11 protein-coding genes and 1 riboswitch are annotated in these 13506 nt (G+C 31.8%); of the genes, 9 read left to right on the top strand and 2 right to left on the bottom strand.

Going from position 1 to position 13506, the window contains the following annotated elements:
* Window positions 1-527: 527 nt before the first annotated feature.
* Window positions 528-1568, bottom strand: a complete 1041-nt coding sequence (locus FDN13_RS10420; RefSeq protein ID WP_138980196.1) for an IS6 family transposase — start codon at window positions 1566-1568, stop codon at window positions 528-530.
* 121 nt (window positions 1569-1689) lie between these two features.
* On the opposite strand from FDN13_RS10420, the gene FDN13_RS10425 reads away from it, so the two are divergent.
* Together FDN13_RS10425 and FDN13_RS10430 are read left to right on the top strand one after the other, a co-directional pair.
* Complete coding sequence (locus FDN13_RS10425; protein WP_138980198.1) at window positions 1690-4140, top strand: HD domain-containing phosphohydrolase; 2451 nt, start codon at window positions 1690-1692, stop codon at window positions 4138-4140.
* Between the two features lie 94 nt (window positions 4141-4234).
* On the top strand, window positions 4235-4996 hold the full coding sequence (locus FDN13_RS10430; protein WP_138980200.1) for a hypothetical protein: 762 nt from the start codon (window positions 4235-4237) through the stop codon (window positions 4994-4996).
* 144 nt (window positions 4997-5140) lie between these two features.
* Window positions 5141-5251, top strand: a riboswitch (molybdenum cofactor riboswitch).
* Window positions 5252-5447: 196 nt separating this feature from the next.
* On the opposite strand, the gene FDN13_RS10435 is transcribed toward FDN13_RS10430, so the two are convergent.
* On the bottom strand, window positions 5448-6623 hold the full coding sequence (locus FDN13_RS10435) for an ISL3 family transposase (RefSeq protein WP_138979155.1): 1176 nt from the start codon (window positions 6621-6623) through the stop codon (window positions 5448-5450).
* A gap of 196 nt (window positions 6624-6819) precedes the next feature.
* Here FDN13_RS10435 and FDN13_RS10440 point away from each other — a divergent pair, with 196 nt between their 5' ends.
* The 7 genes from FDN13_RS10440 to FDN13_RS10470 all read left to right on the top strand — a co-directional run bounded on the left by FDN13_RS10440 (window position 6820) and on the right by FDN13_RS10470 (window position 13485).
* The gene (locus FDN13_RS10440; RefSeq protein ID WP_138980202.1) at window positions 6820-7296 is read left to right on the top strand and encodes a 4Fe-4S dicluster domain-containing protein; all 477 of its coding nucleotides are present in this window, start codon (window positions 6820-6822) and stop codon (window positions 7294-7296) included.
* Window positions 7296-9104 carry an aldehyde ferredoxin oxidoreductase family protein gene (locus tag FDN13_RS10445; protein ID WP_207670879.1) on the top strand — a complete coding sequence of 603 codons (1809 nt, stop codon included), beginning with the start codon at window positions 7296-7298 and terminating at the stop codon, window positions 9102-9104. Before FDN13_RS10440 ends, FDN13_RS10445 begins: the two co-directional genes overlap by 1 nt.
* A 64-nt stretch (window positions 9105-9168) precedes the next feature.
* On the top strand, window positions 9169-9441 hold the full coding sequence (locus FDN13_RS10450; protein ID WP_138980205.1) for a ubiquitin-like small modifier protein 1: 273 nt from the start codon (window positions 9169-9171) through the stop codon (window positions 9439-9441).
* A gap of 19 nt (window positions 9442-9460) precedes the next feature.
* Complete coding sequence (locus FDN13_RS10455) at window positions 9461-9922, top strand: complex I 24 kDa subunit family protein (protein WP_371414820.1); 462 nt, start codon at window positions 9461-9463, stop codon at window positions 9920-9922.
* Entirely contained in the window at window positions 9915-11705 is a 1791-nt protein-coding gene (locus FDN13_RS10460) for an NADH-quinone oxidoreductase subunit NuoF (RefSeq protein WP_138980208.1), read from the top strand. Before FDN13_RS10455 ends, FDN13_RS10460 begins: the two co-directional genes overlap by 8 nt.
* An 11-nt stretch (window positions 11706-11716) precedes the next feature.
* On the top strand, window positions 11717-12472 hold the full coding sequence (locus FDN13_RS10465) for a 2Fe-2S iron-sulfur cluster-binding protein (RefSeq protein WP_138980211.1): 756 nt from the start codon (window positions 11717-11719) through the stop codon (window positions 12470-12472).
* 158 nt (window positions 12473-12630) lie between these two features.
* Complete coding sequence (locus FDN13_RS10470; RefSeq protein WP_138980213.1) at window positions 12631-13485, top strand: MurR/RpiR family transcriptional regulator; 855 nt, start codon at window positions 12631-12633, stop codon at window positions 13483-13485.
* Window positions 13486-13506 lie beyond the last annotated feature (21 nt).

Consider the following 13506-nt stretch of genomic DNA (forward strand, 5'->3'; position numbering starts at 1 on the left):
GTTTGTGGTTTTTCAAAGGTAATAGAAGGGACGGTTACTTATTATATTAAATAATAGACATAATATTTTATACATGTCCCCCTAATTTTGCAGATATTGTGTATGAAATAAGTAACCGTCCCTTGGCTTCCTTGGCTTGAACTTTTTTTCTTTTTTGTAAATGGACATTTTGACACTAACCGTCCCAATGTGTCACAATTTGTTATTTTCTATATAATAAGTAACCGTCCCAATTTATGACAATTTATGGACCAATTTATGCAACTACTGAATTTCAAAATTTATAAGAAGGATTCCTCCAGTTTATGTCGAAATATTTATAAATAAAAATAAACATGGATTGTGTTAAGTAAATATGAAAAAATAGCGTAGCTACACGTATAATTACACAAAATTACACAGTTTTTTTATGTAATCTGAATTAATAAAATTTGATAATACTGGATTTATCAAAAAAAGGCATGCCGAAGGCACCTACTTAAAACTTAAAATGTAGGTATGTTATGAATATATGGTTTATTTGAGAATTAAGCAGACAGAAGCCAGTTATTAATATTTTTTTCATCAACTAAAATACCAGCAACTTGTGCAGGAGTTAGATTGTTTAAAGAATAGTGAGGTCTTAAAAAATTATAATGGAAAATAAACATTGCTATTAGAGTGTTTGCACTTTCAAATGATTTAAAACCTCTTTTACGTTTATACCAGTCTTTAAATGTATCATTAAAAGCTTCTAGCAAGTTGTTGGATATATCATCTTTAAATGATTGAACTTTTATGTGTTTTGAAGTGTTAAAAATAGTTTTAGTAGCAAGATTATATGAGCCTAATCTATCGGTCACAATAGCCGATGGACATCCAAACTTACTTGCAGATTTAAACAAGGAAAAAGCTTGAGAAGCATCTCTTGAAGGAGATAAATTAAAACCAAGAACCATTCTGGTTTCTGAATCGATAATTAACCATAGATAATGTTTTTTACCATTAATAAAAACGACAGTTTCGTCGGCATGCCATTCATCAGATGTACTTAAATCAAGATTTTCAGTAAGTCTATTAGCTATACTTAGAAAAATTGGAGCAAATTTTTTGCACCAAGATGCAATAGTTACATGAGAAACTTTGACATTGTAGGTTAGTTTAAAAAATTGAGATATTCTTCTTGTTGAAGAACCATTTAGATAATAGAGGTTAAGTGCAGTAAGAATTAAAAATAATGGAAATCTCATTCTTTTAAAATCTGTCTTTCCTTTAATTAATTCACAAGATGCAGAGGGTATATTAATAGGTTTTGCAACATAAATAGAATGACCACATTTTTTAGAGTTGCAAGTATAATGGGAATAGTACTCATAATCATGGTGCAAATAAGTACCACTACCACAAACAGGACAACGAGGATACCCTCTCAATACACGATTTTTCTTACCCTTATAATCTTCAAGAGTAAACTGACGTCTACAGTCTTTACATTGATATTTTTGATTACCTGCTTTGTCTTTCCCAAAGCGATAGAGATTTTGACTATGGCATCTTGGACATGAAATTTTATTCAATGACTTGCACATAATTTCATCTCTCCTTCGGAGGTATTTTGTTTTTGGCTATATATAAGATAACTCAAAGGGGAGATGAAATTCAAATATCATATAACTTAACAAAACTTAAACATGTTATGGGAGATATGGTATGAAGTTACGTATAAAAATATTACTGACATTAACAGCTTTATCATTAATATTTATGTTTTCTTTTTGCATTATTTCGTATAAATATTATATTAAAAACATTAAACTATATGAGAAAAAAATTTTAATTAATAAAATAAACCAAATAATTATGAGTATAAATTTTGATGTTGATGATTTGGAAATATTGGCTGGTGATTGGGCAATTTGGGATGATACATATCAATATGTTAAAGATAAAAACAAACAATATGAAGAAAAAAATTTAGATAATGCCACACTAAATAATTTAAATATAGACATTATGCTTTTTTATGATAATGATAATAATCTTGTAAACTCAAAGATCAAGGATGATAATGATGAATTTGTAAGTATGAGTGATGAACAGATAGGTTATATTAAAAGGTATTCAAATGTTCTTTTTAAGGCTGATAATCTGTCAGAGGGAGTTTCTGGTATTATAGTTTTTAATGAAAAGCCAATGCTTATTTCTTCAAGGCCTATTACAGATTCAAAAAAACAATTACCTAAAGATGGAACATTAATTGTTGGAAGATATATAGACAGTGAAATGATTGATAAAATGAATAAGTTGACAGATAGTAAAATAAAATTACTTCCTCTATCATTGAGTAATATTTCAGAATATATTAGAAAGGATATTTTGAGAGAAGAAACTGTTATAGATCAAATAGATAAAAATAATATAGCCGTATATAAAAAAATTAATGATATTTTAAATAATCCAGCATTTTGTATTGTATTAAACCAAGATAGAAATTATTACATTCAGCAATTACATTCTTTAGAATTTTATATGATATTCTTATCTATTACATTTATTGTAATTATTCTAGTATTAATTTTATTTATTGATAATAATATAATAGAACCTGTTGAAAATATAAGTAAAGATGTAAGAAATATTACATTTAATGACTACGAGAAAGGATTGCTTACTGAATATAAAAGTATTGAGTTTTCTTCTTTAGTTAAAGATATTAATGGTATGTTAAATAGGATATTTGAATATAATAAAAAAGTGAATGAAAATGAAAAAAGACTTAATATGATATTGAACAGCTCAAATTCTGGATATTGGGATTATGATATAGAAAAAAATATATTTAGAATCAGTGATAATGTTTATAATATGTTTGGATTTGAAACAGATGATATATTTCCTGTAAGTTTTGAGGAATGGAGGAAAAGAATTCATCCACAGGATTATGACTATGTTTATAGCTCTATAAAAAAGATGACTTTAAATCAAATCTATGATAGCTTTTTAGAATATAGGATTCTTTCCAAAAATGGAGAATACAAGTGGGTTTATACTCAAGGAAAGATAGTTGAATATGATAATAAAGGATTCCCCAAGAGAATACTTGGAATTATTATGGATATCAATGATAAGAAAAAAATGGAAAATGAAATAAAATATCTTACATATTATGATTTATTGACAGGGCTATTTAATAGAGGATATTATGACTATATTATAAATAAAACGGCAAAAAATGGTAAATATCCAGTATCAATAATTATTGCAGATATAAATGGTTTAAAGATGATTAACGATAACTTAGGGCATGAAGAAGGGGATAAAGTTATCATAGAAATTGCATCTATTTTAAAAAATACATGTCCTGAAGAAGCAGTAATATGCCGATGGGGTGGAGATGAATTCATTGCAATCATAGAAGATTGTAATGAGAAGCAAGCAGATACTATATCAAAAAATATTATAAATACTGCAAAAAATAATCTAAAAGAAGTAACTTTATCTTTAGGGCATTCTACACAGTATGCTGCGTCAAAAGATTTAAAGATATTAATAAGAAAAGCAGAAGAGGCACTATATCATAATAAACTATTAAATAAGCAAAGTTTATATAATAATACATTATTACTTTTAAGCAGAACATTATTCGAGAAAAGTAATGAAACAGAAGAACATGCAGATAGAATACTTAATTTTTGTGAAAAAATTGGTTATAAGTTAAATTTATCTTCGATAATGATAAATGAATTGTCATTGCTTGCAAAACTTCATGATATTGGTAAAATAGGAATACCAGATGAAATACTAAATAAGCCAGGAAAATTAACTGATACTGAATTTGAAATTATGAAAACTCATACACAGATAGGATACAGAATAGTTTCTACAGTTCCTGATTTTCAAAATATTGCATATTACATATTATGCCACCATGAAAGGTATGATGGGAAAGGATATCCTAATGGTTTAAAAGGAGAAGAAATTCCTCTTTTATCAAGAATACTTTCGATAGTTGATGCCTTTGATGTAATGACTCATGAGCGTTCATATAAAAAGGCAATGCCAGTAAAAGAAGCAATTGATGAGTTAAGGAGATGTTCTTCAACTCAATTTGATCCACAAATTGTTGATCTATTTATTAGAATTATTGAAGGTACAGACTAATTATGTTAAATATAAAACTTATGATATGTAACTTATGTGTAATAATTTCTGGGCATAATAAGTATGAATAAAATAGAAGGAGGTCGATTATAAAATGAATACAAATTTTAAAAAGACTTCCATTTTTATAACAGTGATTTTGTTTATTTTATTAATAGGTGGTCAGGTGTTTGCTTATAATACTAAAACATCAAAGAAAAACAATTTAAGTTTATTTACCCAAAACAGAAAAGAAAAAAGCATAAAAAATTTACAAACCTTAAATGAAGTACTTGACAGCCTTGTAAAAGATGGCAAGATAACAAGCACACAGAAAGAAAAAATAGTTTCTTATGTAAAGATTAAAGAAGATGAAAGAAAAGCAGAAAAAGAAAAGCTTAAGAAAATGGATGAGAAGCAGAGAGAAGAGTATTTTAAAAATGCAAAGAAAAATGTTAAAAAAGATATGTTTGATGACCTTGTAGACCAAAAAGTAATAACGCAGCAGCAAGCTGATACAATTAAAAAAGCTCTCTTTGAAAAGAATAAATCTACAAAAATAGAGAATTTTAAATCTCAATTAGAAAATCAAGTAAAGACAGGAATAATAACAAAGGATGAAGAAAATAAAATAATTGAATATATGAATAAGAAGATAAATGAGAAAAAAGCAGAAATGGAAAAAGTAAAAAATATGACATCAGAAGAAAGAAAAGCATACTTTGAAAATAAAAAATCCCAGCCTAAATCTGACTTTTATAAAGAACTGGTCGATCAAGGTATATTAACTCAAGAAAAAGCTGACAATCTAAAAAAGGCAATGCAAGGGTCTGAAAAACAAAATAGACATTTTAAATTTAAATACAAAAACAAATGAATATAGACAGCCGTATTTTATTTGCCGTAGATGTTATTATCTACGGCTTTTGTAAAATATACTATAATATAACAATAAAAACATATATTGTATATTTGTTTAAATCATGTTACAATTAAAATGAAATTACATAAATTATTATCTATTATTAATGTTCTCCGAGTTTAATTATCCCTTTGGGATATTTAAACCGTTAGGGCATAAAGAGCAATCTTTATACCTGCCATGGTGCAAAGGAGTTCATCTTAAAGATTTTTTTCTTTAAGGTGAACTTTTTTATTTTGGTTCTATGTCAATAGTTGGGGTGGGCATTTTATTCAAATGCCTGCCCTTGCTAATTTTCAAGAAGTTTTAACGAATTAAAGAAAGTGAATCAAAAATTCTCTAAAAATGGGCATAACAAAAAGACCAAACTAATGTTGGTTTTTGAAAAATAGAGTACAGTAATCAATTACTTGCAACAATGCAGAATTCTATTTCTAAACCTGTTAAAATTTCTGAACCCAAACGCATTTCTTTTAATAACTTTAATCTTGTTGTTAAAACCTTCAACACATCCATTCGTATAAGGAACATCAAAGGAATTAACTATTTCCTTAAACCACCTGCTTAAAGTTTCTGCACATGAAATATATTCTTTTATACCGCTTTTTCTTGCTATCTCAATCCATTCCTTTAGTAATATTTTTGCTTCAGAAGCAGACCTTGCATCTGAAATTTTGTAAAAGGATTCCTTAAGGTAATGGGCATGTCTTAATTCATCATTGTATAAAAGCATAATTTCAAGTTGTCTCTTAGAGTCTTCATCTAAGGAATCTTTTCTAGCAAGAATGAGTTTTCGACTTTTTTTGTAATATCGCCTTAGTTTCTTATCCATATTCTTTTGAATGCGCTTTCTAACGTTTTCTATAGCCCAGGTGTTGTAGCGCATAAAGTGGAACTTATCTATGATGATAGTTGCATTTTTAAAGTATGTTTTAGCAATGTCAGCATATTGACTCCACATATCAATAACTACATATTTTACCTTATCCCTGTTTTTAAAATTTCTAAAGTAATCCGAAAGGATATGAAATCGTCTATCTTTAATAATATCAATTACTTTATGATTAACAGGATCAACTAATATACAGTGATATTTTGAGCCACCAGAATTACCTTTAAATTCATCAATAGATATAACTTCAGGCAAAGAATACGCAGTATAACTAACAGTATCAAAAATGCGTTTTACAGTATGGGTGGAAACATTGGCTTTTAAGGAAACATGCTTCATGCTATTAACATTAGATAGTTCGTTAATTATGAAGAAAGATAAGCGGTTTGTCATTCTATGATAGCGTGGAAGAAAATCTAGCTTTTCATAAAAGCGCTTACCGCATTCTGAGCATACTAATCTCCTTTTTCTAAGAATGATAAAAGTTTTTTTAAACTGAATGGGTACATCTTTAATTCTTTGTTTTCTGTAATCATGAACTTTAGATGTAGTATAGCCACAAACTGGACAAACATGTGGTTTCTTTTTAGTTTCAACAAATATCTCAATAAAATCATCTTTATTAACAACGTTTTTTACAAAAACATCTTTTAAGTTTAGTAAATTGTTGATAAAATTATACTTAAGCACTTTATTGGATGCCTCCTTTCTAAAATTTTGTTTTGGTTAATTTTATTTTAGCAAAGTTGGCATCTGAATAAAGTGCTTTTTTCTATTTAAATAAAAATGTTGAGGTTTACCACCCCAACATTTATTATAGAACCTTTATTTTAAAAATAAAAAAGGGGGGTGTAGCTGGAGCCGGAAACCGGTGTCCAGGGGAAAATTGAGCAAAGTTTTAATGATTTCGCCTGACAAATGCATAAGCTGCAGAACATGTGAGATTATATGCTCTTTTACAAAGGATAATGAAATTAACCCAAAGAACTCTGCAGTATCAGTGCTTACTTATGAGGAGGCTTTAATATCAGTTCCAATTATGTGTATGCACTGCGAAGATGCGGCCTGTGAAAAGGTTTGCCCTGTTGGAGCAATAAAGAGAGTTGATAATGCTGTAGTTGTAGATCATGAAAAGTGTATAGGCTGCAAGATGTGCATAAGTGCGTGTCCTCTTGGGAACATAACCTTTAACTCAAAGCAAAAGAAGATTGTAAAATGTGATCTTTGTGGTGGCGATCCTCAGTGTGCTAAATTCTGCCCATCAGGTGCTATTGAGTATAAAGAGGCAACTCCTAATAATCTAAACAGGAAGAAAATTATTGCTGAGAAGTTTAAGGAGTTGTTTGAGGAGGTGGAGAAATAATGTTCGGTTGGACTGGTAAGATTTTAAGAGTTAATCTTACAGAAGGAACTATTAAAGTTGAACCTCTAAATATAGATGATGCTAAAAAATATATTGGAGCAAGAGGACTTGGAACAAAGATATTTATGGATGAAGTTGATCCTAATGTTGAGCCTTTCAGCCCTGAAAATAAACTTATATTTATGACAGGCCCCTTAACAGGTACCTTTGCAAGTTCAGCTGGAAGGTATGAAGTTATAACAAAGGCACCCCTTACAGGAACAATAGGAGCTTCAAACTCAGGTGGACATTTTGGTCCAGAGCTTAAATTTGCAGGATATGATGGAATTATTTTTGAAGGAAAATCAGAAAAACCTGTTTATCTATATATAAATGATGATAAGGTAGAATTAAGAAGTGCTGAGCACCTTTGGGGAAAGACTGTTTATGAAACAACTGATATTCTCTTGAAGGAAAACGGAGAAGACTTTAGAGTATCATGTATTGGTCCTGCAGGAGAAAAGCTTGTATTATTTGCAGGAGTTATAAATGACAAGCATAGAGCAGCAGGAAGGTCAGGGCTTGGGGCTGTTATGGGGTCTAAAAATCTAAAGGCTGTTGCTGTTAGAGGATCTAATTCAATAAAGGTTGCTGATCCTGAAAAATTCAAGGAAGCCTGCATCGATGCAAGGGCAAAGCTTAAAGCTCACCCTGTTACAGGAGCAGGACTTCCTACCTATGGAACTGAAATACTTATAAATATACTAAATCAGAATGGTGCTCTTCCAACAAGGAACTGGAGAGACGGCGGAATATTTGAAAATGCTGATGACACGAGTGGTGAAGCCTTAACTGAAAAATATCTTGTTAGAAATAAAGGTTGTTTTGGCTGCAATATAGGTTGTGGAAGAGTAACAAGAATACCCGACGGCAAGTTTAAGAGCACTGGCGAAGGCCCTGAATATGAGGCAGGATGGGCTTATGGTGCAGATTGTGGAGTTAAAGATCTTGATGCAATATGCAGAGCAAGCTTTATATGCAACGAATACGGCCTTGATCCTATAACTATGGGTTCAACAATTGCCTGTGCAATGGAGCTTTATGATAAAAAGATTATAACTAAAGAAGATGTAGGATTTGAACTCAAATTCGGAGATGGAGATGCGATAGTTGAGCTTACTAAGATGACAGCTTTAAGAGAAGGCTTTGGGGATGTGCTTGCTATGGGTTCATATAGACTGGCAGAAAAATATGGTCATCCAGAGCTTTCAATGTCAGTTAAAAAACAGGAGATGCCAGCTTATGATGCAAGAGGAGTTCAAGGAATAGGATTAAACTATGCAACTTCAAACAGAGGAGGCTGCCATGTTAGAGGATATACGATATCTCCTGAAGTTTTAGGAGTACCTCAAAAACTTGACCAGCTTGTAACTGATGGTAAAGCAAACTGGGTCAAACTATTCCAAGACCTGACAGCTGTTGTAGATTCATCAGGATTGTGCCTCTTTGTAACCTTTGGAATAGGGCTTCCTGAAATATCACAGATGCTAAGAACAGCTATTGGCGTTGATATGAGCAATGAAGAGATATTAAAATGTGGTGAGAGGATTTGGAACTTAGAGAGAATGTTCAATATTAAAGTAGGATTTACTAAAAAAGATGATACTCTCCCACCAAGGCTATTAAGTGAGCCTCTGGAAAAAGGTCCTGCAAAGGGAAAGGTAAGTGGGGTACCTGTAATGCTTGAGGAATACTATAAAGTTAGAGGCTGGAGTGAGGATGGAGTACCAACTGAGGAAAAATTAAAAGATCTTGAAATTAAATTATAAATTAGAGCCCATGCACTGCGTGAAGCATGCATGGGCTTCATGAAAGAATTTATGGAGTGGTTAAATGAAAGTTAAGTTTTTTGCATTTTTTAGAAACTATGCCAAATGTAAGGAAGCAGATGTGCCTTTATATAATGATGTGAGGGAGCTTTTAGATAACCTTTGTAAAAAATATGGAAAAGAGTTTGAGGAAAAGATATATACAGAAGAAGGGAACCTTAGTGATGATGTAATAATACTTGTAAACGGAAGGCATATAGCTCATCTTGATGGTATTAATACAAAGCTAAAGGAGGATGATGAGGTTTGCATATTCCCTGTGGCTGCAGGGGGCTAATGTAAAGGAAGGTGGTATTTTGAGCAATATAATGGAGATAATAAAAAAATATCCTCGAGAGAAAAGGTATACTTTGGCAATGCTTCAGGATGTGCAGAAACATTTTAATTATATACCAAGGCAGGCTCTTGAGATGATATCAGAATATGTAAATACTCCATTAAGTAATTTGTATAGCATGGCAACTTTTTATAAGGCACTAAGCCTAAAACCAAAAGGAAAATACGTAATTAAGGTTTGTGATGGAACTGCATGCCACATACGTTCTTCAATGGTTTTAATAGATGAAATATATAATATATTAAAAATAAGACCTGGAGAAACAACAGAGGATGGTATGTTTTCTCTTGAAACAGTAAATTGCCTTGGCTCTTGTGCAATAGCCCCGGTTATGGTTGTTAACGATAAGTACTATGGCAAAGTTTCCCCTGCTATGGTTAGGGAAATAATAAAGGAATACGGGGGCGAAAAAAATGAGTGATAAAAAGATAGTTAAAGTCTGTTGTGGGACAGGCTGCCTTGCAAACGGAAGTGGAGCATTATATGAAAAACTTTTAGAAAAGTCAAAGCTAAAAGGAGATTTTTCAGTTGATATATTAGTAAAATCCACTGGCTGCAATGGACTTTGCGAAAAGGGCCCTCTTATTAAGATAGAGCCTTATGGGATAACCTATTGCAAAGTTAAACTATCGGATGTTGATGAAATATATGAAAAAACGATATTAAAAGGAGAGGTAATAGAAAGGCTTTTATTTACTGATGCTTCAGGTAAAAAGACAAAATCCCATAAGGATACTGAGTTTTATAAGAGACAGCAAAAACTTGCTCTAAGGAATATAGGAGAAATAGATCCAACATGTATTGATGATTATATTGAAAGAGAAGGCTATAAGGCTCTTTACAAAGCGCTCTTTGAAATGACACAAGAGGATATAATAAACGAAGTTGAAAAGTCAAAAATAAGAGGAAGAGGAGGAGCTGGATTTTTAACCTATAGGAAGTGGATGGGGGCAAAGAAGATTGATAATTTTCCCAAATATGTTGTTTGCAACGGTGATGAAGGAGATCCCGGTGCATTTATGGACAGGAGCATAATGGAAGGTGATCCCCACAGTATAATAGAGGGTATGATAATATGTGCAAGGTATCTTGATGCCAACATGGGATATATTTATATAAGGGATGAATATGGACTTGCTGTTAAGAATATGAATAGGGCAATTGAAGATGCTAAAAAACATGGATACCTTGGCAAAAATATTTTAGGAAGTGGATTTGATTTTGATTTGCAAGTTGTTCGTGGTGGGGGAGCTTTCGTATGTGGGGAATCAACGGCTCTTATGTCATCAATAGAAGGAAAGGTTGGGGAGCCAAGAGCAAAATATATTCACTCAAATGAAAAAGGGCTTTGGGGCCAGCCAACAGTTTTAAATAATGTTGAAACTTGGGCAAATATACCACTTATAATATTAAATGGGGGAGACTGGTTCGCTAGCATTGGGACGGAAAACAGCAAAGGTACCAAGGTTTTTTCCCTTGTTGGCAAAGTAAAAAATACAGGTCTTGTTGAGGTTCCTATGGGGACTACCCTAAGGGAGCTTATATTTGATATTGGGGGCGGAATAATAAATAATAGAAAATTTAAAGCTATTCAAACAGGAGGTCCATCAGGAGGTTGCATACCAGAGAGTCTTTTAGATTTGAAGGTTGATTTTGATACATTAACTAAGGCAGGCTCAATGATGGGCTCTGGCGGAATGATTGTAATGGATGATAGAACCTGCATGGTTGATGTTGCAAGATATTATATAAAGTTTTTATCAGAGGAATCCTGCGGAAAGTGCGCTCCATGCAGAGAAGGAATAAAAAGAATGCTTGAGATACTTACTGATATTTGTGAAGGGAGAGGAAAAGAGGAGGATATTGAGCTTTTAGAGGAAATTTGCAGCATGGTTGAAAGTGCTGCCCTTTGTGGGCTTGGTAAAACTGCACCAAACCCAGTTATTACAACTTTAAAATATTTTAAAGAGGAATATATTGAGCATATAGAAAACAAAAGATGTCCGGCAGGGGTTTGTAAAAACCTTACAACATTCTATATAGATTCTGATAAATGTATAGGCTGCGGTCTTTGCAAGAGGAACTGTCCAGCTGATTGTATAAGCGGCGAAATTAAAAAGCCCCACTCAATTGATGCTTTAAAGTGTATAAAGTGTGGAAGCTGTATTGAAAACTGCAGATTTAGTGCTGTAAAGGTAAAATAGGGGGTGGGAGCATGATAATTAAGATAGATGGTAAAGAGTGTACTGCTCAAAAAGGTGAGTATCTTTTAAACGTTGCAAGAAGAAACGGCATTGAAATACCAACCCTTTGCCACAGCGATGCACTGCCGGGCATTGGAAGTTGCAGGATTTGCATAGTTGAGGTTGTTGAAAAAGGCAGGTCAAGGATAGTAACCTCCTGCATTTTCCCTGTAATGGGAGAGATAGAGGTTTTAACTAATTCAAAAAAAATAAGGGATATGAGAAAAACCCTTTTGATGCTTTATCTTGCAAGAGTTCCTGAAAATGAAACTATTAAAAAACTTGCTAAAGAATATGGGGCTAAGGTTCCTCAAAGGTTTAGTGTTGATAAAAGTGAGGACTGCATACTCTGTGGTCTTTGTGTAAAGGCCTGCGAGAGCCTTGGAAGCAGTGCTATTTCAACGGTGAACAGGGGAGTTACCAAAAAGGTATCAACTCCTTATGATGAACCTTCAAAGGAGTGTATAGGCTGTGGCTCCTGTGCTTTTGTTTGCCCAACCAATGCAATTAGGATAGAGGAGAAGAACGGAATAAGGACTATATGGAATAAGGATTTTGAGCTCGTAAGATGTAAAAAGTGTGGAGAGTACTTTGCAACAAAGGAGCAGATAGAGTACATAAATAAGAAAAAAGACTTTAATTTAGAGGATGAGATGCTTTGCGATAAATGTAAAAAGAAAAAGGCAGGAGAGAGACTAAAGGATGTATTTGAGGATTATAAGGAATAAAATAAAAAACCCAGCTTTGATGCTGGGTTTTTTATAATAAATAAATTATACAATACAAGAAATATATTACATTTATGAAAGAATATTGACAAGTTATAACTATATATATTATTATAAAAGTAATAAATTTACTACGATATAGCAGGGGGAGTAAAAAAATGACTACCAATTGTAACATATTTACTGAGATACGAACAAAGTACAATATACTTTCTCCTATTCAAAAAGAAATAGCTGATTTTATTTTAAACAATAGCGAAGAAGTTATTATGCTATCTATAAGCGATTTGGCTCAAAAATGCAATACAAGTGAAACAACTATTATGAGATTTTTAAGGAAGCTTGGCTATAGTTCATATCAAGTTTTCAGAGTAAAAGTAGCACAGGAACTATCAGATGATTCACCTAAATCAATTTATGAAGAGATTAAGCCAGAGGATAATATTAGTGAAATTAGAAAAAAGGTTATTCTATCTACAGTAAATTCAATAAATGATCTTAATAATATTTTAGATGATAAATCTATAGAAGAAGTTGTAGATCTTATCTGTAAAAGTAAGAGAATATATTTTTTAGGTGTAGGAGCTTCTGGGATAATTGCAAACGATGCTTTTCACAAATTTCTTCGATTAGGTTTGAATGTTATAACATGCAACGATTCTCATATTATGAACATAATGAGTGCGCATACAAATTCTTCTGATTTATTAGTTATATTTTCTCATTCTGGAGAAAGTCAAGAAGTTTTAGAATGTGCTCAGCTTGCAAAAGAAAATGGTACAAAAATAGTTACTATAACAAGTTATGGGCATTCAACTATTACTAAGCATGCTGATATTGTATTATTAAGCTCAACAAATGAAACAAAATATCGTTCTGATGCAATGGTTTCCCGTATTATACAGCTTGTTATAATAGATATATTATATGTAGCTGTAGTTTTAAAATTAGGACCGTCATATATTAAAAAAGTTAATAAATCACGTTTAGCTGTAGCAAAAAGAAAAATATAATTTTTATTTTGAATGGAGGTA

Source organism: Caloramator sp. E03 (genome assembly GCF_006016075.1).
Taxonomy (GTDB): Bacteria; Bacillota; Clostridia; order Clostridiales; family Caloramatoraceae; genus Caloramator_B.

Coding starts and splice junctions, on each gene's coding strand:
- FDN13_RS10430 (WP_138980200.1), top strand. CDS start 4,235: ATGAATACAAATTTTAAAAAGACTTCCATTTTTATAACAGTGATTTTG.
- FDN13_RS10470 (WP_138980213.1), top strand. CDS start 12,631: ATGACTACCAATTGTAACATATTTACTGAGATACGAACAAAGTACAAT.
- FDN13_RS10460 (WP_138980208.1), top strand. CDS start 9,915: ATGAGTGATAAAAAGATAGTTAAAGTCTGTTGTGGGACAGGCTGCCTT.
- FDN13_RS10465 (WP_138980211.1), top strand. CDS start 11,717: ATGATAATTAAGATAGATGGTAAAGAGTGTACTGCTCAAAAAGGTGAG.
- FDN13_RS10450 (WP_138980205.1), top strand. CDS start 9,169: ATGAAAGTTAAGTTTTTTGCATTTTTTAGAAACTATGCCAAATGTAAG.
- FDN13_RS10445 (WP_207670879.1), top strand. CDS start 7,296: ATGTTCGGTTGGACTGGTAAGATTTTAAGAGTTAATCTTACAGAAGGA.
- FDN13_RS10420 (WP_138980196.1), bottom strand. CDS start 1,568: ATGTGCAAGTCATTGAATAAAATTTCATGTCCAAGATGCCATAGTCAA.
- FDN13_RS10425 (WP_138980198.1), top strand. CDS start 1,690: ATGAAGTTACGTATAAAAATATTACTGACATTAACAGCTTTATCATTA.